This is a genomic window from Streptomyces nanshensis (genome assembly GCF_001751255.1).
Taxonomy (GTDB): Bacteria; Actinomycetota; Actinomycetes; order Streptomycetales; family Streptomycetaceae; genus Streptomyces; species Streptomyces nanshensis_A.
The window spans coordinates 1-24,216 of record NZ_LJGW01000030.1 but is presented as its reverse complement, the minus strand read 5'-3'; the positions used below and the strand labels follow the sequence as shown (position 1 = coordinate 24,216).

Sequence of the window (24,216 nt, the reverse complement as noted above, 5' to 3'; positions counted from 1 at the left end):
TGACGACTGCTCAGTGCTTGTAGTGCGTGATGGAGTCGTCTTCACGCGCCTCGTCGGTGAACTTCTGGGCCTTCTTCATCGCTTCGGCCGGCGTCATGCGGCCGGCCATCATCTCGCCCAGACAGGCCACGCCGATCTTCTCCTTCTGGAGCGCGACGTACCAGTCCTGGATACGGGGGTTGACGATGTTCGTGCCCGCCTTGTCCAGCGCCTTGAGCGCCGAGTCCAGACCGGGGGGCAGCGTGAGGCCGTCGGTGCCGCCGTCGAGGGACGTCAGCGAGGACACCTGCTTGGTGAAGTTCTTCGAGGACTGCTCACCGAGCATGATCCGCAACTGCTCCATGCCGCCGGTGGGGTTCTTGGCCTTGGCCGGGACGATGAACGGCTCGCCGCCGGAGGCCCACATCGTGCCGAAGGGCATCTTGTCGCCGCTGTCCAGGCTGGAGGGCGCGGCCACCCGCATCTCGAAGTCCTTGGGGGTGGTCTTCTTCGCCTCGTTCTCCACCCAGGAACCGTTCGGGATGAACAGCGCCTTGCCCTCGTTCCAGGCGGTCTGCGACTCGATGTGGTCCAGGCCCGGGGTGCCGTCGAGGACGTAGCCCTTCTTGTAGAGCTCGTAGTACGCCTCCAGGGCGGCCTTCACCGCGGGCTGCTTCCAGGCGCCGGGCTCCAGGTTGTCGATCTTGTCCAGCACCTCACGGCCGCCGATCTTGGCCATGAACGGGTAGAGGCTGAAGGGCAGGTAGTACGGGAACTTGCCCGCGTACGTCCAGCCGGCCATGCCCTTCTTCTTCGCCTTGGCGCAGACCGAGAGCATGTCGTCCCAGTTCTCCGGGTACTCCACGTCGAGCTTGTCGAGCGCCTTCTGCGAATACCAGACGCCGTAGACGGTGTAGGCGTAGTAGAGGATCCACACCGGCTTGCCGTCGAACTGGCCCATCTCCACGACGCCGGGGCGCAGGGTGTCGCGCACCTTCTTGCTCGGGTCGTCGATGGAGGGAGCGTCCAGCAGCGGGGTCAGATCGGTGAGTTGCTTCTTGCCGACCAGGACGCCCATGTCCATCTGCTCGGCGCCCGAGTTGTCGATCAGGTCCGGCGGGGTGCCGCCGTTGAAGCGCGGCTGCAGCACCGACTGGATCTTCTGCGTCGACTTCAGCTTGGTCTTGGCCTTGGGGAAGTTCTTCTCGTAGACGGCCTGGGCGTCCTTGGCGTACTTGGTGCCGAAGCCGCCGTCGAAGATGTAGACCTCGAGCGCGGCGCCCTTGTTCACACCGAGCGGGTTGTCCTTGGTCTTCTTGCCCTTCTCGACCTTGTTGTCCTCGCCGCTTCCGCTGGCGCAGGACGTGAGTGCGCCCACTGCGGGCACGGCTATCAGGCCGGCCGCGGCTGCCTGCTTGATCACATCGCGGCGGTTGACGTTGGTGGATCCCATGCTCAAGTCCTCGCCTTCTCCAGGACTCAGGCGGTGTTCCGGTCTCCCGACGACTCGCCGACGACCGGCGAAGGGCCCGACACCGCGGGTCAGTTGAAGCTCGGTTGTTCTGTTCTCGCTACCGCCGGGAGCGCCGCGTGGGCGGGCCCTCGTGAGGTGCCGACAGGTATAGTCCACTTGGCGTCAACAGGGCAAGATCAAAGCAATTCGTTCGGTCAGTCTTTCCCGAGTTGAGACCTGGCGGAGCCCCCGTAGGCAGTACGGCCGTCGGCCATGGGAACACGAAGCGGCGGGCGCCGGGAGCTGTTTCCCGGCACCCGCCGCCGTGCGTGCGGTGCCCGCCTCGCGCCCGCGGACGCCCGCCCGTGCCCGGACGGCCGTCCGCGGCCCGCCGCTACTTGCGCAGCAGCGAGCGCAGCACGTACTGCATGATCCCGCCGTTGCGGTAGTAGTCCGCCTCACCGGGGGTGTCGATGCGGACGGTGGCGTCGAAGGAGACACCGGTGTCCGTGGTGACCCGTACGGTGCCGGGCGTACCGCCGTCGTTGAGCGCGGTGATCCCGGAGACGCTGAAGGTCTCCTCGCCGTTCAGGCCGTACGACGCGGCGTTCTGCCCCTCCGGGTACTGCAACGGCAGCACGCCCATGCCGATCAGGTTCGAGCGGTGGATGCGCTCGTAGGACTCGGCGATCACGGCCTTGACGCCCAGCAGCGCGGTGCCCTTGGCCGCCCAGTCGCGGGAGGAGCCCGAGCCGTACTCCTTGCCCGCCAGGACCATCAACGGAACGCCCTGCGCCTGGTAGTTCTGCGAGGCGTCGTAGATGAAGGAGACGGGGGCGTCGGGCTGGGTGAAGTCGCGCGTGTAGCCGCCCTCGGTGCCCTCCGCGATCTGGTTGCGCAGCCGGATGTTGGCGAACGTGCCGCGGATCATCACCTCGTGGTTGCCGCGCCGCGAGCCGTAGCTGTTGAAGTCCCGGCGGGCGACGCCGTGTTCGGTGAGGTACTGACCGGCCGGGGTGTCGGCCTTGATGGCGCCGGCCGGCGAGATGTGGTCGGTGGTCACGGAGTCGCCGAGCTTCGCCAGCACCCGGGCGCCCGAGATGTCCTGGACCGGCGCGGGCTCGGTGCCCATGCCCTCGAAGTACGGGGGCTTGCGGACGTACGTGGACTCCGGGTCCCACTCGAAGGTGTTGCCCGTGGGCACCGGCAGCGCCTGCCACTGCGCGTCACCGGCGAAGACGTCGGTGTAGCCCTTCGTGTACATCTCCTGCCCGATGGCCGACGCCACGACCTCCTCGACCTCGTGCTCGGAGGGCCACAGGTCCGCCAGGTAGACGGGGTTGCCGTCCTGGTCGGTGCCCAGCGCCTCGGTGGTGATGTCGGTCTTCATCGAGCCGGCGATGGCGTAGGCGACGACCAGCGGCGGGGACGCGAGGTAGTTCATCTTCACGTCCGGGTTGATCCGGCCCTCGAAGTTCCGGTTGCCGGAGAGGACGGAGACCACGGCCAGGTCGTTGTCGTTGACGGCCTGCGAGATCTCCTCCGGCAGCGGGCCGGAGTTGCCGATGCAGGTCGTGCAGCCGTAGCCGACGAGGTTGAAGCCGAGCTTGTCCAGATACGGGGTGAGGCCGGCCCGGTCGTAGTAGTCCATGACGACCTGGGAGCCGGGCGCGAGCGTGGTCTTGACCCACGGCTTGCGCGTGAGGCCCTTCTCGACGGCCTTCTTGGCCACCAGCGCGGCGCCCACCATGACGTACGGGTTGGAGGTGTTGGTGCACGAGGTGATCGCGGCGACGGCGACGGCACCGTGGTCGATCTCGTACGTCGCGCCGTCGGCGCCCGTGACCCGCACCCGCTTCGTGGGACCGCTGTCCGGGTCCGCGCCGATGGCGGCGTGCTGGGGCGCGCCCACGCCGTTCTCGCCGTTGGCGTACGCCGGGGCGTCGCTCGCCGGGAAGGACTCCGAGCTGGCCTCGTCGACGGGCGAGGCCGAGGTCTGCTGGGCCGCCGCGGCGGGCTTCGCGTCCGAGACGTAGTCGGGCAGGTCGGCGAGGAACTGCCGCTTGGCCTCGGAGAGGGCGATGCGGTCCTGCGGGCGCTTCGGTCCGGCGATCGACGGGACGACCGTGGAGAGGTCCAGCTCCAAATACTCGCTGTACTCCGGCTCGTTGCTCGCCTCGTGCCACATGCCCTGCTCCTTGGCGTACGCCTCGACGAGCTGGAGCTGTTCCTGCGAACGGCCGGTGAGCTTCAGGTAGTTGATCGTCTCCGCGTCGATCGGGAAGATCGCCGCCGTCGAGCCGAACTCCGGCGACATGTTGCCGATCGTGGCGCGGTTGGCGAGCGGCACCGCGCCGACGCCCTCGCCGTAGAACTCGACGAACTTGCCGACCACGCCGTGCTTGCGCAGCATCTCCGTGATCGTGAGCACCAGGTCGGTGGCGGTGGTGCCGGTCGGCAGCGAGCCGGTGAGCTTGAAGCCCACGACCCGCGGGATGAGCATCGAGACGGGCTGGCCGAGCATGGCCGCCTCGGCCTCGATGCCGCCGACGCCCCAGCCGAGCACGCCGAGCCCGTTGACCATGGTGGTGTGGGAGTCGGTGCCCACGAGGGTGTCCGGGTAGGCCTGGCCGCCGCGCACCATGACCGTACGGGCCAGGTGCTCGATGTTGACCTGATGGACGATGCCGGTGCCGGGCGGCACGACCTTGAACTCGTCGAAGGCGGTCTGGCCCCAGCGCAGGAACTGGTAGCGCTCGCGGTTGCGCCCGTACTCCAACTCCACGTTCTGCGCGAAGGCGTTGGCGGTGCCGAACTTGTCGGCGATCACGGAGTGGTCGATGACCAGCTCGGCCGGCGCCAGCGGGTTGATGCGGTCCGCGTCGCCGCCCAGCTCCTTCACGGCCTCGCGCATGGTCGCCAGGTCGACGACGCAGGGGACGCCGGTGAAGTCCTGCATGATCACGCGGGCGGGCGTGAACTGGATCTCCTGGCTGGGCTGGGCCCCCGGGTCCCAGGCGCCCACGGCGCGGATGTGGTCGGCGGTGATGTTCGCGCCGTCCTCGGTGCGCAGGAGGTTCTCCAGCAGGACCTTCAGGCTGTACGGGAGGCGGGCGGAGCCCTCCACCTTGTCCAGCTTGAAGATCTCGTACGACTCGTCGCCCACCTGCAGCGTGCTGCGGGCGTCGAAGCTGTTCGCCGACACGACAGTCTCCTTCAGTGCGTTCTGGCATCCGTCCCTGGCCCGGCGGCCGGAGACACCCCAGGGGGCGAGGCTTGGCGGCGGTCGAAGATCGAAGATCGAAGACGCCGGCGCGGGAAGCCTGACTCCGCTGCGGTCGTATGTGGGGCGCGCACTCGTGCTGCGTGCACGCGACGTTAAGTTATCTCGATGTCGAGATAACTCTAGTACACGACGGCCGCGCGGTCATGGGGGGTGGCGGCCGTGGACACACGCTACGAGAGCGCCGCACCGGGCCGCGGACGCGGTCGCGTCCACCGCCGCGTACCCCGCGACGACGGGGACGTACGGCCCTTCCGGAACCCGCGCACCGCACGGACACCGCACCGCCACATCCTCGGTGCGAAGTCATCTCACATGTGAGATATTCTTACCGCATGACTGATGACTACCTGGCCCGGATCGGGCAACTCATCCGCGACGCCCGCCAGCACCGGGGCTGGACGCAAGTGAAACTCGCAGAAGCTCTCGGGACGAGTCAGAGCGCGGTGAACCGCATCGAGCGAGGCAACCAGAACATCAGTCTTGAGATGATCGCGCGCATCTCCGAGGCGCTCGACAGCGAGATCGTCTCCCTCGGCTACTCCGGCCCGATGCATCTGCGGGTCGTCGGCGGACGGCGCCTTTCCGGCAGCATCGACGTCAAGACGAGCAAGAACGCCTGCGTCGCGCTGCTGTGCGCCTCGCTGCTCAACTCCGGCCGTACGGTGCTGCGTCGGGTCGCCCGGATCGAAGAGGTCTTCCGCATCCTGGAGGTGCTCTCCTCGATCGGCGTGCGCGCCCGCTGGATCAACGACGGCGCCGACCTGGAGATCGTGCCCCCGGCGGAACTCGACCTGGAGGCCATCGACGCGGACGCCGCGCGCCGCACGCGGAGCATCATCATGTTCCTCGGCCCGCTGCTGCACCGCATGGACCGCTTCCGCATCCCGTACGCGGGCGGCTGCGACCTCGGTACGCGCACCGTGCAGCCGCACATGATCGCGCTGCGCCGCTTCGGGCTGGAGATCACCGCGACCGAGGGTCTCTACCACGCCGTGGTGGAGCGCTCCGTCACACCGGACGCCCCGATCGTGCTGACCGAGCGCGGCGACACCGTCACGGAGAACGCGCTGCTGGCCGCCGCGCGGCACGACGGCGTCACCGTGATCCGCAACGCTTCGTCCAACTACATGGTCCAGGACCTCTGCTTCTTCCTGGAGCAGCTCGGCGTACGGGTCGAGGGCATCGGCACGACGACGCTGACCGTGCACGGCGTCCCCGAGATCGACGTCGACGTCGACTACTCCCCCTCCGAGGACCCGGTCGAGGCGATGAGCCTGCTGGCGGCGGCGGTCGTCACGGAGTCCGAACTGACCGTGTGCCGCGTGCCGGTGGAGTTCCTGGAGATCGAACTGGCCGTGCTGGAGGAGATGGGGCTCGACACCGACCGCAGCCCCGAGTACGCCGCCGACAACGGCCGTACGCGGCTGGTCGATCTGACGGTGCGGCCCTCCAAGCTGGAGGCGCCGGCGGACAAGATCCACCCGATGCCCTTCCCGGGCATCAACATCGACAACGTCCCCTTCTTCGCGGCCATCGCGGCCACCGCCGAGGGCCAGACGCTCATCCACGACTGGGTCTACGACAACCGCGCCATCTACCTCACCGACCTCAACCGCCTCGGCGGCCGTCTCCAACTCCTCGACCCGCACCGCGTCCTGGTCGAGGGCCCGACGCGCTGGCGCGCCGCGGAGATGATGTGCCCGCCGGCGCTGCGGCCCGCCGTGGTGGTGCTGCTGGGGATGCTCGCGGCGGAGGGCACGTCGGTGCTGCGCAACGTCTATGTGATCAACCGCGGTTACGAGGACCTCGCCGAGCGCCTGAACGAAGTGGGCGCGCAGATCGAGACGTTCCGCGACATCTGATCGCGGGTGTGGTGGCGCCCTGCCCGAACTGCGGGAAGCGGAGCCTGGCAGGGCCCACCGGCCGTGTCACCGCCCTCAGCGGCGCGACATGGTCCGAGTCGTACGCCTACGACGCCACTTGCAACCTCACCACCGCCGCCTCGTCCGCCGCACCCGGCGCCTCCTCAACGGGCAGAAGCGCACCTGGACTTACGCAGCCACGGACACACCCTGCTGCGGACGGTCGGCGCCATCGAGGAGAGCCTCACAGGACCGTCCTGACCGCGTACGGCGGGAGCGGCGCCGGGAATCGAGCCACGTGCCCGGTACGTCGCCGGTTGCCTGCTGTTCATCTTTTTGTCGCCTGGAAGACTCCTCGAATCGACCCACATTTCTCATGAGCTTTTCATGCGCCGTTGCTTGTGTGTGGCTGGCCGATCGGTCCGCAACAGACGAGCAAGGAGGCGCAATTGTCCCCACCCGAGACAGCCGTGGCGCGCAACGAGCGGGCCGATGAGGCCGGAGCGGACGAGAGCGCCGGAGCGGAGAGCGGAGAACCGCTGCATGTGGCGAGCCGGTTGCACGCCTTCAACCGGTTCGAGCTGAAGTACCTGGTCCCCGTCGAGGAAGCGGCACAGATCAGGGACGAGCTGGCCGAGCGGATGGACCGGGACCTGCACAGCCCGCCCGGCGGCTACGGCGTGTGGAGTCTGTATTACGACACCCCTCAACTCCGGTTCTACTGGGAGAAGATCGAGGGCATCAAGTTCCGCCGCAAGCTGCGGATCCGCCACTACGGCGACGTGGACGGCGTCACCGACGAGTCGCCGGTGTGCGTGGAGATCAAGCAGCGCGTCAACCGCGTCACGCAGAAGCGCCGCATCACCCTCCCCTACGGCACAGCACGGCAGTTGTGCGACGGCCGGGAGCTGGTGGAGCACTCGGAGAAGGAGGGCGCCTTCATCCAGGAGGTGCTCGAACTGATCGTACGGCTGAACCTCCAGCCCACCGCGATCACCGGATACCAGCGTGAGGCTCTGGTCGGGCGGGACGCGGACACCGGTCTCCGCGTCACTTTCGACCGCCGGGTCCGCGGGCGGGACCGGGACTTCCACTTCGGCACCGGGACGCCCGAGAACCGGTTCACCGTCCCTCCGCACATGTCGGTGATGGAGGTCAAGGTCAACGAGCGCACGCCGTACTGGATCACCGACCTGGCCGCGCGCCGCAACCTCAGCCTCGTCCGGGTCTCGAAGTACGTGCAGTCCGTCGAGGCGTTCGGCAAGGCCCCCCGGTCGGTCTTCCACATACGCGAGGCGGACTGCCCGCCGCCCACCCCCACCGAAGAGCAGCCGCAGCAGCGGCCGGCGCAGCATGCGCGTACGAAGGCAGGAACACAGTGAATTTCGATCTGCAGGAACTCAGCGGCACGTTCAGCGTGGCGGACGTCGTGGCGGCGATGGCGCTGTCCTTCATCCTGTCCATGGTGATCGGTTACGTATACCGGTACACGCACCGCAACATCTCCTACAGCCAGTCCTACGTCCAGACACTGGTCATCGTCGGCATGATCGTCGCGCTGATCATGCTGGTGGTCGGGTCCAACCTCGCCCGCGCGTTCTCACTGGTCGGCGCGTTGTCCGTGGTCCGCTTCCGGAACGCGATCAAGGAGACCCGGGACGTCGGCTTCATCTTCCTCGCCATGGCCATCGGCATGGCCTGCGGTGCGCGCTTCTACACGCTGGCCGCGGTGGGTGCCGTGGTGATCTGCGCCGTCGTCCTCCTGATGTTCAAGTTCAACTGGTTCGCGCTGAACGTGCAGCGTCAGGTAGTCAAGGTCCAGGTCCCGTCCGGTGACGACTACACGCCGCAGATACGTGACGTACTGATCAAGTACACCAGCGAGTTCGAGCTGGTGAGCACCGAGACCATACGGGGCGGCGCGCTCAACGAGATCTTCTACACCGTGCGGATGAAGAAGGGCACCGAACCCGCGGATCTGGTCAACGCGTTGCAGGAGCGCACCTCGGGCCAGCGGGTGACGGTGCTGACCGGTTACGACAGCACGGATCTGTGATGGCCGTCGACGCGGAGGCCCGGCGCAGGCGGCGGCTGCGGGACCGGATTCCCGTACGGCTGCGCCACCACTGGAAGCCGGCGACGGTGCTGGGCGCCGGCCTCGCCGCGATGGTCTTCTTCCTGGGCGACGCACGGATCTCCCCGTACGTCACCTCGTCCTCGCACATCGAGGCGGACGCCATCACCGAGAACGTCAAGGGCACCGTCGGCCTGTACGACACGTCGGTGTCGCACTCGGTCCAACTCACCTTTCAGCAGACCGACTTCGACAAGATGATGAAGGAGTTCAAGGAGGACGGCACCAAGGACTACATCGAGGCGGACCTCACCGTCGACGGGGTCTATCTCAATGACGTCGGGATCCGTCTCAAGGGCAACTCCACACTGTCGTCCCTGCGTGGCTCCAGGGGCATGCCCGGCGGAGGCCGGGAGATGCCCGAGGGCGCACCGCAGGGCGCTCCGGCCGGTGCCTCCGGCGGGGCCGCCGGCGGAGGCCGGGACCGCGGCCAAGGGCAGAAAGCGGGCCGCGGTCCCGGCGGCATGATCCAGTTCAACCTGTCGGAGAAGAAGCCCGAGGAGCTGCCCTGGCTCGTCAAGATCGACGAGTTCGTCGAGGGCCGTGCGTATCAGGGAGAGCGGGAGATCTCGTTGCGTCCGGGCAGCAACGGCCAGGTGCCGCTGAACGAAGCGGTGTCCTTGTCCCTGACCCGGCAGAGCGGGCAGAAGGCCGAGCGGTACGGCCTCACCAAGCTGCGGGTGAACAACCGGCCCACCGCGACGCGTCTGATGGTCGAGAGTCCGGACACCGACTACGCCGACGACATCGGGAAGGGAGTGCTGTACAAGGCGAAGGCCGGCGGCGACTTCTCCTACCGGGGCGACGATCCGACGGATTACGAGAGTTCGTTCAAGCAGGTCAACAAGAAGGGCGACCAGGATCTCGAGCCGGTGATGAAGCTCGTCAAGTGGGCGGACAAGGCCTCGGACAAGGAGTTCGCCCGCGACCTGGACGAGTACGTGGACGTCGACTCGCTGGCCGCCTACCTGGCGGCGCAGAACCTGCTGCTGAACTTCGACGACATGGCCGGACCCGGCAAGAACTATCTGCTCTGGTACGACCTGGAGACCAAGAAGTTCTCCGTCCTGGGCTGGGACTACAACCTCACCTTCAGCGGGGACGCGACGGCCGGGCCGGACGACACGGTCAGCATGGGCATCCCCGGAGGCGGCGCCGGAGGCAACGGTGCGGGAGGCAAGGGTGCCGGGGGCAACGGCGCCGGTGCGCAGAACGGGACGAAGGGCGGACAGGGCGGCGCCGGCCGGTCCCAGAAGAACGGCGGCGCCGGCCAGGGAACGCCTCCGGGCGCGGGGCAGAACCCACCCGAGGGAATGCCCGGCGGCGCAGGCGGCGGTCCGGGCGGAGGTGCCGGCGGCGGGGCGGACCAGAAGGCGCCCGGCGGCAAGGGAACCGGCGGCAAGGGAAGGGGCCCTTCCATGCAGCACCCCCTGAAGACCAAGTTCCTGAAGTCGGACGCCTTCGACGACGTCTACAAGAAGGCGTACCGGGAGCTGTACCGGAAGTTCTTCGCGTCGGGCTCCGCTGCCGGGGACCTGAAGGACATCACGGCCCAGGCCCGTAAGGCGGGCGCGGGCTCCAAGGAGCTGGACACGTCCGTCGCCAAGCTCGGCAAGACCCTCCGTGACCGCGCCGCGGCCCTGGCCAAGGACAAGGAGGTGACCGGCTGACCGGGCCGGCCGACGTCCGGGGCCGTGTCCGCGAGGGCGCGGCCCCGGGGAGGCCGGCTTTCCTGTGTCCGGCTCACAGACTCCCTGGCTACTCTCGCGCTGCCGTGTCCGCCAGGAGCCGCCCGAGGGCGGCCTCGACCGTTCGCACTCCGAGGTGTCAGCACGTGAGCGACCAGAGCCCCCCGCCGCGGACGTCCGCCACCGGGCACACGGTCCTGGTCGTGGAGGACGACCCCAGCATCCGCGCTCTGCTCATCTCCGCGCTCGGGGCCGCCGGTTACGCCGTCGCGGTCGCCGCGAACGGCCAGGAGGCCAAGGCCGGAGTGGACCGCCGCCCCGATCTGATCGTGCTCGACGTCATGCTCCCCGACACCGACGGCTTCCGACTGGTGCGCGAGCTGCGCTCCCTGGGCACTTACACGCCGGTGCTCTTCCTCACCGCGCGCGACGGGGTCGAGGACCGGATCATCGGTCTGAGTTCCGGCGGAGACGACTACGTCACCAAGCCCTTCCACGTCCAGGAGGTGCTGCTGCGCATCCGCGCCATCCTGCGCCGCGGCACCGCGCCCGCCTCCCGTCTCGACGTGCGGCCGCCGCTGCGCTATGCGGACCTCACCCTGGACGAGAACACCCACGACGTACAGCGGGCGGGGCGTCCGCTGAAGCTGTCGCCGACCGAATTCCGGCTTCTGGCCTGTCTGTTGTCCCACCCCGAACGTGTGCTGGAGAAGAGCGAGATCCTCCAGCAGGTCTGGCACTACGACTTCTCCGGTGACACCCGCATCGTCGACACGTACGTGAAGAACCTCCGCCGCAAGGTCGATTGCGAGCGGCCCGCACTGATCCACACCGTGCGCGGGGTCGGCTACTGCCTCCGTCTGCCACGCGACGGAACGAAGGCGGCGGCACCGTGAGGTGGCCGCGCCGGCTGCGCCCGCGTTCCCTGCGCAGCCGACTCGTACTGATCGCGAGCCTGCTGGCCACCTGCGCCGTGTTCATGTGCCAGATCGCGGGTCTGACCGTGCTGCGGTCCTGGCTGACCGACCAGGTCGACAACCGTCTCGCTCACTTCCGTCCGCCCGCCGCCGTCTACCGCGACGTCGCGGACGACGGAGCGCTGCGGACCCCCAGCCGCGACGACGTACTGCCGTCCGACTACCGCGTCTTCTTCTACGCGGACGACGGGCGTCTGGAGCACGCGTCCCTGGGCCGGGCCGACGCAGGAGGCCCCCGGCTTCCCGGCCGTGCCGCCGAACTGAAGCTGCCCGAGGGCAGACCGACCACCGTCGCGGCCCGGGACGGCGGACCGGAATGGCGAGTGGTCGCCTACTCCGGGCCCCGCGGCATGCGCGCCGTCGTCGCTCTGCCGCTGGCGACCGTGGACGGGGCCACGGCCAAGCTGCTGTGGTTCAGCCTCGGTCTCGGCGTGACCGTCTTCGGGGGCGTCATCGTTCTGGGCAACGTCGCCGTCCGCCTCGGCCTGCGCCCGCTGACGCGCGTCGAGCGTACGGCCCAGCGCGTCACGGAAGGGGCCGTCGAGCTCAAGGTCCCCGTTCCCGATCCGGACACCGAGGTCGGACGTCTCGGCCTGGCGCTGAACACCATGCTCGACCGCCTGAGCACCGCCCTGCACCGCGCCCAGACGTCGGAAGCGCAGCTACGCCGCTTCATGGCGGACGCCGGTCACGAGCTGCGCACCCCCCTGACCGCCATCCAGGGCTTCGCCGAACTCCTCCTCGACGAGCCCCGCATGCCCGTCCGGCGCCGCCACGAGGCACACGCCCTGGTCGCCCACAACGCCGACCGGATGAGCCGCCTCGTCGAGGACCTGTTCCTCCTCGCCAAGCTCGGCGACGCACCAGCCCGCCACCGCGAGCAGGTCGATCTGCTGTCCCTGGCGGCCAACGCCATCGCCACCACCGCGGTACGCCACCCCGACCGCAGCATCGGCCTGGAGCCGCTGAGCGCGCCTCCCGCCGTCGACGAACACGATCTCGACGTCGTGGAGACCTCCGGCGACCCCCACCAGCTCGCCCAGATCCTCGGCAACCTGCTCTCCAACGCCTGTGTCCACACCCCCGAGGGCAGCCGCGTCCGCGTCCTCGTCGGTGCCGCCCGCACCGGCGGCACCTCCTGCGGAACCGACCGGCCCGGACGCACCGGCGCGGGCACGCACATGGCGCCCGGCACGCCCGTATGCGTCATCGAGGTCGCCGACGACGGACCCGGTATGCCCGCGGACGAAGCAGCCCGCGTCTTCGACCGCTTCTACCGTGCCGCCCCCGCCGCCCAGACCGGCGAACCGGGATCCGGCCTCGGCCTGGCCATCGCGGCGGCCATCGCCGAGACCCACGGCGGCCGCCTGGAGCTGGACACCCGGCCCGGCGGGGGATGCGTCTTCCGTCTGCTCCTGCCCGACTCCTCCGCCGCGCCGCACGACCCCGACGGCCGGCCCTCCCCCGCCCCGAGCGCGCATGACGCGTGTGCCGCCGCCGTCTCCCAGCGGATTCACAGGAAGCCGAAAGGCAATTCTTACGATCGGCTCACAAACTGGTCATTATGACCACCTACACGCCCCAGGGGCGCACCGAGCTGCTGCGGCCGGACGGCAGTGCCATCCGCGTGCTCGTCGTGGACGACGAGCAGTCGATCACCGAGTTGCTCTCGCTGGCCCTGCGCCTCGAGGGCTGGGAGATCCGCTCGGCCGCGAACGGCGAAGAGGCCATGCGCGCGGCCTTCGAGTTCCGTCCCGACGCCGTCGTGCTGGACATCATGCTGCCGGACATGGACGGGCTCACCATCCTCCGGCGGCTGCGCCACGAGGTGCCGGACGTGCCCGTGCTGTTCCTCACGGCGAAGGACGCCGTGGAGGACAGGATCGCCGGGCTCACGGCCGGAGGCGACGACTACGTCACCAAGCCCTTCAGCCTGGAGGAGGTCGTCGCCCGGCTGCGCGGCCTGATCCGACGGGCCGTGGCGGGCGACGGGCTCAGCGGCTCCGTTCTCCGGGTGGGCGATCTGGTGCTCGACGAGGAGAGCCACGACGTCTACCGGGACGGTCAGCACATCCACCTGACGGCCACGGAGTTCGAGCTGCTGCGCTTCCTCATGCGCAACCCGCGCCGCGTACTGAGCAAGGGACAGATCCTGGACCGCGTGTGGAGCTACGACTTCGGCGGCCAGGCCAACGTCGTCGAGCTGTACATCTCCTATCTGCGGCGCAAGATAGACGCCGGCCGTGAACCGCTGATCCACACGCGACGCGGCGCCGGATACCTCATCAAGCCCGCAGACGAGAGACTGTGACGGAACCGGCGGGCAGAGGCCGTCGCCCCGTACGGCACAGGGGCGCCGCACGGGGACCGGACCCGGAGGCGCCCGAGGAGCCGGGCACCTCCGGCGTCGCCCTGAACCGCCGTGCCCGCCCCCGTTCTCTGCGTGCCAGGCTCGTGATCTCCTGCCTCGTACTGATCGCGGTCGTCGCCGCGGCCATCGGCTTCGTGACGACCATCGCCCTGCGCTCCTATCTGTACCGGCAGCTCGACGACCAGGTCTCCCAGATCGCCATGCGGGCGGCCGGGCCCGAGCCGGCGCCACAGGGCGAGGAGCCGGGCCCGCCGGTACCCGGCGGCGAGCCCTTCGACTTCGTCACCAAAGGCGCCCCCGTCGGGACCATCGGTGCCCGCATCGAGAAGAGCGACGAGAGCGACGGCTCGAAGGCCAGGGTGACCGGCGGTGAGATCAGCACCGACCGCTCCAGCTCCGGCGGCGTACGCACCCAGACCGTCAATCTCACCCGCGCCCAGCTCGGCGTCCTCGACGGCGTCCCCCGGGACGGCGGCCCGCACACCGTGAGCCTGCCGGGCCGGGGCGACTACCGGGTGCAGTACGCGAACGGGGTGCGCGGTACCTACTACGTGGGCCGCCCGACCACAGAGGTCGACGGCACGATCCGCACGCTGTTCGTGCTGGAGCTGTCCGTCGCCGGCGCGGGTCTGACGGCCGCCGGGATCGCCTCCGCCGCGATCGTGGGATTCGCCCTGCGCCCGCTGCGGCGGGTGGCCGCCACGGCCACCCGCGTCTCCGGGCTTCCCCTGCACAGCGGTGAAGTGGCCCTGCACGAGCGGGTTCCCGACGCCGAGGCGGACCCCCGCACCGAGGTCGGCCAGGTCGGTGCCGCCCTCAACCGCATGCTCGACCACGTCCACTCCGCGCTCGACGCGCGCCAGCGCAGCGAGACCCGGGTGCGGCAGTTCGTGGCCGACGCCAGCCATGAACTGCGTACCCCGCTCGCCTCCATCCGCGGCTACGCCGAACTGACCCGGCGCGGCCACGGTCCGGTCGACCCCGACGTACAGCACGCGCTCCGCCGGATCGAGTCCGAGGCAGGCCGGATGACGGGGCTCGTCGAGGACATGCTGCTCCTCGCCCGCCTCGATACGGGACGCCGGCTGACGCTCGCGGACACCGACGTACGCCCGCTGGTCGTGAACGCCGTCGCCGACGCCCACGCCGCCGACCCGGAGCATGTCTGGCGCCTCGAACTGCCCGAGGAGGAGCAGAGGGCGGCCCGTGTGCCGGCCGATCCGCAGCGGCTGCACCAGGTTCTGGTCAATCTGCTGGCCAACGCGGCGAGCCACACTCCGCGGGGCACCGCCGTCACCGCCCGCGTACGCCAGGCCGGGTCCCGCCTGCTGATGGAGGTGGAGGACGAAGGGCCGGGCATCCCACCGGATCTGCTGCCGTACGTCTTCGAACGGTTCGCCCGGGGCGACACCTCCCGCTCCCGGGCCTCCGGCTCGACGGGTCTCGGCCTCGCGATCGTGCAGGCCGTCGTCGCGGCACACGGCGGAGAGGTACGGGTGCAGAGCAGGCCGGGGCGGACGGTGTTCACCGTCGACCTGCCGACCGCGGCGGACGCGTCCCCGGGAAACGGGGCTTCGAGGGGCCATCCCACCAGGCCCGGTCTCCCGGACGGAAACTCACAGGCGTAACACAGGGTGACCACACCGGGCTGACAGGGCGGTTGGCGAGGGTCGGGAACATGCGAACCGAGCCTCCCTCCCAGACGCTCCCGCCCGGGCCGCTGCCCGCGCGGGACCATGTGCCCACCGGCACGCAGGGTCCCTTCGCCCCGGTATTGGACGTCGTCGTCCCCGTGTACAACGAGGAGACCGACCTGGGGCCCTGCGTACGCCGCCTCCACGACCACCTCTCCCGTACGTTCCCCTATGCCTTCCGCGTGACGATCGCGGACAACGCCTCCACCGACACCACGCCCGCCGTCGGCGCCGCTCTGTGCGAGGAGCTGCCGTCGGTGACCTATACGCGGCTGCCGCAGAAGGGCCGGGGGCGCGCGCTGCGCACCGTCTGGACGGCGTCCGACGCACCCGTCCTCGCCTACATGGACGTCGACTTGTCCACCGACCTCAACGCGCTGCTCCCGCTGGTCGCCCCGCTCATCTCGGGCCACTCCGATCTGGCGATCGGCACCCGGCTCAGCCGGGCCTCGCGCGTGGTGCGCGGGCCGAAGCGGGAGTTCGTCTCCCGCGCCTACAACCTCATCCTGCGCGGCTCGCTCCACGCCCGGTTCTCGGACGCCCAGTGCGGGTTCAAAGCCATCAGGGCGGACGTGGCGCAGGCGCTGCTGCCGCTGGTCAGGGACACGAGCTGGTTCTTCGACACGGAGATGCTCGTCCTCGCCGAGCGCGCCGGGCTGCGCATCCACGAGGTGCCGGTGGACTGGGTCGACGACCCCGACTCCTCGGTGAACGTGGTGAAGACGGCCACCGACGACCTCAAGGGCGTCTGGCGAGTGGGCCGCGCGCTCGCGTCGGGCGCCCTGCCGCTGGACCGGCTCGCCCGCCCCTTCGGCGACGACCCGCGCGACCGGCAGGCCGAAGGCGCGTCCAACGGGCTGGCACGACAGCTTGTGGGCTTCTGCGTGGTCGGCGCCCTGTCCACGCTCTTCTACCTGCTGCTGTACTCCCTCTTCCGCACGGGCGTCACGGCACAGGCCGCCAACGCGCTGGCCCTGGTGGTCTCCGCCGTCGCCAACACCGCGGCCAACCGGCGCCTGACCTTCCGTGTCCGGGGCCGGGCACGGGCGATCCGGCACCAGGCGCAGGGACTTGTGGTGTTCGCGATCGGGCTCGCTCTGACCAGCGGTTCGCTGGCCGCGCTCGAGACCGCGGACCCGCACCACTCGCACGGCGCGGAACTGGCCGTACTGGTCGTCGCCAACCTCGCGGCCACCGTGCTGCGGTTCCTGCTGCTGCGGGCATGGGTCTTCCCCGAGCACCGGGCGGCCGCTGCGGCACGGCGCGGCAGCGGAACACCGACGGCGCCGGAGCACCGTGCGCACACACCCGAGCGCGAGCGTGAACGCGAGCTCAGCACCCAGGACATCCAGGAGATCGTTCGATGACCACCCACCCTGCCGCGGCGGACACCACGGCCGCCACGGCGTCGCCGCCCCAGAGCTCCGACGAGGAACGGGCGAGCACACCGCAGGCGCCCCGTCCGCCCCTGCGTGTGCGCTTCCTGCGAGGACGTCCCGAGGACCCGTCGTGGGTCCGGCCCGCCTTCCTCGCCCTTCTGCTGGCGACCACGGTCGCCTACCTGTGGAACCTCAGCGCCTCCGGCTACGCCAACTCCTTCTACTCGGCCGCCGCGCAGGCGGGCAGCCAGAGCTGGAAGGCGTTCTTCTTCGGGTCCCTCGACGCGGACAACGCCATCACCGTCGACAAGCCGCCGGCCGCGCTGTGGCCCATGGCCCTGTCGGTACGGCTCTTCGGCCTCAGTTCCTGGGCGATCCTCGCCCCCCAGGTGCTGATGGGGAGCGCTACCGCCGGAGTGCTGTACGCAGCGGTGCGCCGCCGGTTCAGCGCCCTTGCCGGTCTGCTGGCCGTCGCGGTGTTCGCGCTCACGCCGGTCGCCGCGCTGATGTTCCGCTTCAACAACCCCGACGCCCTGCTCACGCTGCTGATGACGGTCGCGGTCTACTGCGTGCTGCGCGCGATCGAGGACGGCCGCACGAAGTGGCTCGCGTGGGCGGGAGCGGCGGTGGGTCTCGCCTTCCTCGCCAAGACGCTCCAGGCGTTCCTGATCCTGCCGCCCCTGGCCCTGCTGTACGCCGTCTGCGCACCGGTGCGGCTGCGCAAGAGGCTCGGCCAACTGCTGCTCTCCGGCGGGGTGATGGTCCTCGCGGGCGGCTGGTGGACGGCGGCCGTCGAACTGTGGCCCGCCTCCTCCCGTCCGTACGTCGGCGGCTCCCAGCACAACTCGTTCCTCGAACTGACCCTCGGCTACAACGGGTTCGGGCGCCTCAACGGCGACGAGACCGGCAGCGTCGGCGGCGGACCGCGTGGCGGTCCCGGAGGCGGCGGCGGGGGCGGAATGTTCGGGCAGAGCGGCATCATGCGGATGTTCGGCGACGAGGTCGGCGGTCAGACCGCATGGCTGCTGCCCACCGCGCTGGTCCTGCTCGTCGCCGGCCTCGTGATCACCCGGCGTGCCCGGCGTACGGACGCGACGCGGGCGGCGTTCCTCGCCTGGGGCGGGGCCCTGCTGATGACGGCGAGCGTCTTCTCCTTCATGGCCGGAATCTTCCACCAGTACTACACGGTGGCGCTGGCCCCCTACATCGCCGCCCTCGTCGGCATGGGCACGGCCCTGCTGTGGGAGAAGCGGGCACACGGCGCGGCCAGGGCCGCGCTGGCTCTGACCGTCGCGGGAACAGCCGGGTGGTCCTACCTCCTGCTCGACCGCACCCCCGACTACCTGCCGTGGCTGCGCTGGGCGGTCCTGACGGCCGGCGTGGCCGCCGCAGCCGCACTGCTCCTCGTGGGACGGGCGGGCCGGCCGACGGTCCGTCTCATCGCGGCGATCGCGGTCACGGCGTGCCTCGCCGGGCCGGCCGCGTACACCGTCAGCACCCTGGCCACCGGACACAACGGCGCCATCNTCGTCACGGCAGGCCGGGGGGGGGGGAGCCGCGTGGGCGGCCCGCCCGGAGTAGGCGGAGGTCCCGACGGACGCCCCGGCGGCGGGCAGCGTGACGGCGGCGTCCCGAACGGCGGCACCCAGAACGGCAACGCCCTGCCCGGCGGCGTCCCGAACGGCAACGGCACCGCAGGCGGAGGCGGGCGCGGCGGCGCCCAGAACGGCGGCGCCCAGAACGGAAACGGCATGCCGGGTCCCCCCAACGCCAAGGGCATGCCCGGGAGTTCCTCGAACGGCAAGGCCATGCCCGGCGGTGCCCCGAACGGCAGGGGCATGCCCGGCGGAGGAGAGCGCGGCGCAGGACCGGGAGGCGGCGGGATGGGAGGGCTCCTCAACGGCGCCCAGGTGAGCGACAAGGCCAAGACCCTGCTGGAGCGGAACTCCGGCGACTACACCTGGGTGGCCGCCTCCGTCGGCTCGCAGAACGCGGCGAGCTATCAACTCGCCACCGGCGACCCGGTGATGGCGATCGGCGGCTTCAACGGCAGCGACCCGTCTCCGACTCTCAAGGAGTTCAAGGAGTACGTGTCCCAGGAGAAGATCCACTACTTCATCGCAGGAGGCACGGGCGGAGGCAAGGGCCGGGGCGCCGAGGGCCCGGGCGGCGGGTTCGGATCCAGCGGCACGGCCTCCGAGATCAGCTCCTGGGTGGAGAAGACGTTCACCAAGGTCACCGTCGGAAGTTCCACCTTCTACGACCTGACCCGGCCCAAGGCATAGGAAGGAGAGCGGAGTTCGCCGGCCGGGCCGTAGCCCGCACCCGGATCCTCATCCCCCGGCACGGCACTCCTCACAGGTAAATCCGCAGTGCGCGTAGATTTCCTCCCCGATGTCCGGAAGTCGGAATCGGATAAGCCGGAAGTCCGCGCCGCACAAGCCGGCCCGGCGACGCGAACAGCCGTATCCTTATGTTCCGTTCAGTGTTCTGACAGCCTCTACACAGGTCTCCCTGGTGCGATGTCCCGGCAGTAATTCGAGAAGCACGGGTCCGTGCGCACCCAGAAGGGACCAGAATGAGCCGGGAAACAAAGGGACGGGTGAATGACGTCACGGAGTGGAATCCCGTGGCGGGAGCCGGAAGTGTCGCGGTGCTCCGTACGACGGGGCGGTACACGTTACTCGCCTGCGAACAAGTGCGGTCCGGAAGCCTACTGTTCACCGCGGAGGGCGAGTTGACGGACGTACCGAGCCGGTATTCCCTGCAAATCGGCGACGGTATTCACCTGGATCTGCCGAGCGGCTACGACCAGGAGACGATCATGGACAGCTACTTCTGGCGGTTCATGAACCACAGTTGTGAGCCCAACGCCACGGTCGAGGGCCGTCAGGTGAAAGCCGTCAGGGATATCGGCCCGGGCGACGAGATCACCTTCCACTACAACACCACCGAACTGGACATGTCCGAACCGTTCGACTGTGAATGCGGCAGCGCCCTGTGCGAGGGCCGCATCGCCGGCTTCGCCCATACGACACGGGAGGCCAGGGCGCGGATTCGGCCGTGGCTCGCCCCGCACTTGGCCGGCCGTGTGCCCGCGGCCGAGGGCGGAAAGGGCACGGCATGACGACGTCCGTCGTGGACGAACGCCCGCCCGCGGACGGGGAGCTGGTGCTGCCCGCGATGTTCGACGCGGCCGCCGCACGCTTCCCCGACGCGGTCGCCGTGGACGTTCCGCCGTCGGCGGACCGCGGTCGCCGGCTGATCACCTACCGCCGGCTCAAGACGCTCGCGGACACGGTGACCGGTGCCGTGGCCCGCACACGGTCCCGGGCCGTGCCCACGGCTCACGCCCGTGACGTGGTCGCGGCGATCCTGCTGCCTCGTACGAACGAGCTGCTGTACGCGGCGCAGTTGGGTGTGCTCAGCGCGGGCGCGGCCCACCTGTGCCTGGAACCGGCCTTTCCGGACGGCCAGTTGGACTCCGTCCTCACCGACTCCCGTGCGGCGCTGGTCCTCACGGACGCGGACGGCGAGCGCCGTCTTCGCGGACTGGGCTACACGGGAGAGGTGCTGCGGGTCGACCGGCACCTCACGCGGGCGCCGGAGCCGACGCCCGTACCGCCCGGCGCGGATGCGCTGGCATATCTCATCTACACCTCCGGTACCACCGGCCGCCCCAAGGGAGTGATGATCGCCCACCGCGGCATCGCCGGGCTCATCGGCTCCGACGTGGCGGAGTTCGGGCTCGGGCCGGGCGACCGTGTCGCGCAGGGTTCCTCCAGCGCGTACGACTCCTCCGTCGAGGAGACGTGGATGGCTCTGGCCTCCGGGGCGACGGTGGTCCCCATGGACGACGAGGTCGTCCGGCTCGGCCCCGACCTGGTGACGTGGCTGCGGAACGAGCGGGTCACCGTGCTGTGCCCGCCGCCGACGCTGTTGCGTGCCATGGGCTGCGCCGACCCGGCCGGTGAACTGCCGGACTTGCGGCTGCTGTACGTGGGAGGCGAAGCGCTGCCCGCCGACGTGGCCGAAGCGTGGTCGGCGGGCCGGCGGATGGTCAACGGGTACGGGCCGACGGAGTGCACCGTCACCTGCGTACGGCACGACGTGGTGGCCGGGCGGCGCATCGCCATCGGCCGCCCCGTTCCCGGCATGGAGGCGTGGGTGCTGGGGCCCGACCTGGAGCCCGTCGAGCCGGGCCGGCCGGGCGAGTTGTGCATGACGGGCGACGGGCTCGCACTGGGCTATCTCAACGAGCCCGAGAAGACGGCCGACCGCTTCCCGCAGCACCACCGACTCGGCCGGATCTACCGCACGGGCGACCTGGTGCACCGCGAGGCGGACGGCACCCTCGTCCACCACGGACGCATCGACTCACAGGTCAAACTCCGCGGCTACCGCATCGAGTTGGAGGCGGTCGAGGCCCACCTCGCCCGGTGTCCGGGGGTTCGCGAGGCGGCCTGCCGGGTGCAGGGCGAGGGGCAGACGCAGACGCTGGCCGCCCACGTCGTGCCCGAGGACCACACACGGCCGCCCCGGTACGAGGCGTTGCGCGAGCAGCTCGCCGGATCGCTGCCGTCGTACATGGTGCCGGCGCAGTTCGGGCTGCTGGCCACGCTGCCGCGCAGCGCCGGCGGAAAGCTACGCCGGGACGATCTGCCGCCGCTCGGCCCGTCGCGGACGGGCTTCTCCGGCGGACGCGGCCGTGACGCGTCCGCTCCCGGCCCGGCGGACGACATGACTGAGCGGATCGCCCGTGCGGTGAGCCGGGTGCTGGGGACGGAGGACGTCGGTCCGCACGAGGACTTCTTCACCGGACTCGGCGGGAGTTCGCTGCAAGCGGCATTGCTGATCACCGAGCTACGGAACGACGCGGCGACGGAGTCGCTCGCCGTCCGGGACGTCTATCAGGCCCGTACGGTGGCCGCGCTCGCCCGTCGTGCCGCCGCACCCCAGGCGGCACCGGCCGCCGCGAGCGGTGAGCAGCGGCACGTGGACACCGGCAACGCCGCCGTCGCGACCCTCGCCCAGACCGCGTGGCTGGCCGTGGAGTTGACCGCCGCCTCCGCTCTCGCCTGTCTCACGTTCTTCTGGCTGCTGCCGCTCGTCTCCGACGCCGTCGGACTCGTCCCGCTGCTCCTGCTCGCCCCGGCGGCCCTGCCGGTGGTGCGCCTGCTCGCCGCCGCGCCGGCGGTGGCGGTCGCCGCGGCCCTCAAGAGACTGCTCGTGGGCGAGTACGTCACGGAGACCGTCGGCGCGTGGAGTGGCCGTGCGGTACGGATGTGGATGGTGCGGCAGGTCGTGCGCGTCATCCCGTGGCGGACCATCGCCGGCACCGAGTACCAGTGCGTGGCCCTGCGGGCCCTGGGAGCGCGTATCGGAGAGCGGGTGCACATCCACCGCGGTGTGAACCTGACGCGGGGCGGCTGGGACCTGCTCGACATCGGCGACGACGTCACCCTCGGCCAGGACGCGGCCGTGCGGCTGATGGAGCTGGAGAACAGGCGGATCGTCGTCGGTCCCGTGGTGCTGGAGGACGGTGCCACCGTGGACGTGCGCGCGGGCGTGGGGCCCGGCAGCCGCATCGGCCGCGGAGCATGGCTGACCGCGCTCTCGTCGCTGCCCGCGGGCGGAAGGCTCGGCGCGGGCGAGTGGGCCGACGGTGTGCCGGCCCGCGCCACAGGCCCCGCACCGGCGCCTCCCCCGCCGCGCGAGAGCGGCGGCCGCAGGCTCTCGCCGAGGGCGCACGGCGCGGTGACGGTGCTGTGCCAGGCGCTGCTGAGGTCCGCTCTGGCCCTGCCCTACTCCCTGCTCTTCGCCCTCCTCGTCCGGCAGTTCGGCTTCAGCTACGGCGGATTGCTCTCGGCACTCGGGAACCCCGGCGACAGTGTGCGGCTCCTTGGCTGGATCGCCCTGCTGAGCTGTGCCGGGCTCTTCTCCTCGGTGTGGCTGGAGGCGCTCGCCGCGCGGGCGCTCGGGACCGTGGCACCCGGTGTGATCGACCGCTGGAGCCTGGCGTACGTACGGGTATGGCTCAAGACCGGTCTGGTCGCCTCGGCCGGAAACTGGCTCAGCGGTGCGCTGTTGTGGCCGAGGTGGCTGCGCGCCGCCGGGATGCGGGTCGGCGCGGACTGCGAGATCAGCACGGTCATCGACGTCGTACCCGAACTCGTCGACATCGGTGACGGATCGTTCCTCGCGGACGGGATCTACCTGGGCGGGCCGCACGTACGCCAGGGCAGCGTCGCCCTGGGACGGCTCGGTCTGGGCGGCGGCACGTTCCTCGGCAATCACGCGGTGCTGCCCGGCGGCCGTCGGCTCCCCGGCGATCTCCTCATCGGCATCGCCACGCCCGGCTCACGTCAAGAGTTCCGTCCGGGCAGTTCGTGGTTCGGCCACCCGCCGTTCGAACTCCCCCGCCGTGAAGTCGTCGCGGCGGACCGCTCCGTGACCCACTCCCCGTCCGCGGTGCGCAGAGTCAACCGGTGGCTGTGGGAACTGGCACGGTTCGCGTTGCCGCTGGCTCCGCTCGCCGCCGCGGAGTTCTGGCTCCTCGGCCTGGGCACCGGCGGTGCGCAGGACGGCTCGCTCCCGGCCGCCTCGCTCCTGCTGACCGCGCCCGCGGTCACCCTGGCATGCGGACTGGGCCTGTGCGCCGCCGTACTGGCCCTGAAGTGGGGCCTGCTGGGACGGGTGCGGCCGGCGGCACGGCCGCTGTGGTCCTGCTGGTGCAGCCGCTGGGACTTCCTGTACGTGGCGTGGAGGGTCGTGGCCGGAAAGCCGCTGACCGCTCTGGAAGGCACGCTGCTGCTGCCGCTGTTCCTGCGGTGCACGGGCATGCGCATCGGCCGGAGAGTGGTGCTCGGCGAAGGCTTCGCCCAGGTCGTCGACCCGGACATGCTCGACATCGGGGACGAGGCCACGGTGTCGGCGATGTTCCAGGCACACACCTTCGAGGACCGGGTGCTCAAGATCGACCGCATCCGGGTCGGTACGCGCGCCAGTCTGTCCGAGAACTGCGTGCCGCTGTACGGGGCCACGATCGGCGCCGGCGCTCAAGTCGCCCCGCACAGCGTCGTGATGAAGCAGGAGGAGCTGCTGCCCGGCACCCGCTACGAAGGAGTGCCCGTGCACCGTCACTCCGGCTGACGCCCGCGCACGGAGGCGGTGAACGGGAGCCCGTGCGGCGGGAATCGCGATGCGGCGGGCGGTACGGCGGGTGGTACGAGGGGCGACGCGCCGCTCGCCGCCGCGGGAGTCCGGCACGGCGGGCGGGAGCGGGGAAGGCTCCGGCCGTGTCGGCCGGGCTCCGTACGGCCGGTCCGTACGACCCGTGCGGCCGTCCGAGTCCGCGGCTGTCAGGCGTCGTTGGGCTGGGGCGAGGCTTCGG

The 24,216-nt window shown here is 70.4% G+C and carries 14 protein-coding genes; 12 read left to right on the top strand and 2 right to left on the bottom strand.

From position 1 onward, the window contains the following. Nucleotides 1-10: 10 nt before the first annotated feature. Nucleotides 11-1,432 (bottom strand): N-acetylglucosamine/diacetylchitobiose ABC transporter substrate-binding protein, encoded by a 1,422-nt coding sequence (gene ngcE, locus AN218_RS01245; protein WP_070014561.1) that lies wholly within the window; start codon nt 1,430-1,432, stop codon nt 11-13. A 394-nt stretch (nt 1,433-1,826) separates the two neighbouring features. Further along, nucleotides 1,827-4,652: an aconitate hydratase gene (locus tag AN218_RS01240; RefSeq protein ID WP_079131712.1), complete on the bottom strand. Its 2,826-nt coding sequence runs from the start codon at nt 4,650-4,652 to the stop codon at nt 1,827-1,829. Between the two features lie 398 nt (nt 4,653-5,050). Here AN218_RS01240 and AN218_RS01235 point away from each other — a divergent pair, with 398 nt between their 5' ends. The 12 genes from AN218_RS01235 to AN218_RS01180 all read left to right on the top strand — a co-directional run bounded on the left by AN218_RS01235 (nt 5,051) and on the right by AN218_RS01180 (nt 23,975). Then, nucleotides 5,051-6,580 carry a helix-turn-helix domain-containing protein gene (locus tag AN218_RS01235; RefSeq protein ID WP_070014559.1) on the top strand — a complete coding sequence of 510 codons (1,530 nt, stop codon included), beginning with the start codon at nt 5,051-5,053 and terminating at the stop codon, nt 6,578-6,580. Between the two features lie 545 nt (nt 6,581-7,125). Next, on the top strand, nt 7,126-7,962 hold the full coding sequence (locus tag AN218_RS01230; RefSeq protein WP_070014569.1) for a polyphosphate polymerase domain-containing protein: 837 nt from the start codon (nt 7,126-7,128) through the stop codon (nt 7,960-7,962). Further along, complete coding sequence (locus AN218_RS01225; RefSeq protein ID WP_070014558.1) at nt 7,959-8,636, top strand: DUF4956 domain-containing protein; 678 nt, start codon at nt 7,959-7,961, stop codon at nt 8,634-8,636. Before AN218_RS01230 ends, AN218_RS01225 begins: the two co-directional genes overlap by 4 nt. Next, nucleotides 8,636-10,384, top strand: a complete 1,749-nt coding sequence (locus AN218_RS01220; RefSeq protein WP_070014557.1) for a CotH kinase family protein — start codon at nt 8,636-8,638, stop codon at nt 10,382-10,384. Before AN218_RS01225 ends, AN218_RS01220 begins: the two co-directional genes overlap by 1 nt. Before the next feature lie 164 nt (nt 10,385-10,548). Next, the gene (locus tag AN218_RS01215; protein ID WP_070014556.1) at nt 10,549-11,298 is read left to right on the top strand and encodes a response regulator transcription factor; all 750 of its coding nucleotides are present in this window, start codon (nt 10,549-10,551) and stop codon (nt 11,296-11,298) included. Next, nucleotides 11,295-12,947 carry a sensor histidine kinase gene (locus AN218_RS01210; RefSeq protein WP_070014555.1) on the top strand — a complete coding sequence of 551 codons (1,653 nt, stop codon included), beginning with the start codon at nt 11,295-11,297 and terminating at the stop codon, nt 12,945-12,947. The genes AN218_RS01215 and AN218_RS01210 overlap by 4 nt, the downstream gene beginning before the upstream one ends. Further along, entirely contained in the window at nt 12,944-13,690 is a 747-nt protein-coding gene (locus AN218_RS01205; RefSeq protein ID WP_070014554.1) for a response regulator transcription factor, read from the top strand. The genes AN218_RS01210 and AN218_RS01205 overlap by 4 nt, the downstream gene beginning before the upstream one ends. 101 nt (nt 13,691-13,791) lie before the next feature. Next, nucleotides 13,792-15,378, top strand: coding sequence for a sensor histidine kinase (locus tag AN218_RS01200; protein ID WP_070014568.1), 1,587 nt, complete (start codon nt 13,792-13,794; stop codon nt 15,376-15,378). A gap of 50 nt (nt 15,379-15,428) precedes the next feature. Beyond that, nucleotides 15,429-16,811 (top strand): bifunctional glycosyltransferase family 2/GtrA family protein, encoded by a 1,383-nt coding sequence (locus AN218_RS01195; protein ID WP_079131711.1) that lies wholly within the window; start codon nt 15,429-15,431, stop codon nt 16,809-16,811. Continuing rightward, on the top strand, nt 16,808-19,108 hold the full coding sequence (locus AN218_RS01190) for an ArnT family glycosyltransferase (RefSeq protein ID WP_070014553.1): 2,301 nt from the start codon (nt 16,808-16,810) through the stop codon (nt 19,106-19,108). Before AN218_RS01195 ends, AN218_RS01190 begins: the two co-directional genes overlap by 4 nt. A 452-nt stretch (nt 19,109-19,560) precedes the next feature. Further along, the gene (locus AN218_RS01185; protein WP_171908555.1) at nt 19,561-19,950 is read left to right on the top strand and encodes an SET domain-containing protein-lysine N-methyltransferase; all 390 of its coding nucleotides are present in this window, start codon (nt 19,561-19,563) and stop codon (nt 19,948-19,950) included. Then, nucleotides 19,947-23,975, top strand: coding sequence for a non-ribosomal peptide synthetase (locus AN218_RS01180; RefSeq protein ID WP_070014551.1), 4,029 nt, complete (start codon nt 19,947-19,949; stop codon nt 23,973-23,975). Before AN218_RS01185 ends, AN218_RS01180 begins: the two co-directional genes overlap by 4 nt. Nucleotides 23,976-24,216: the final 241 nt, after the last annotated feature.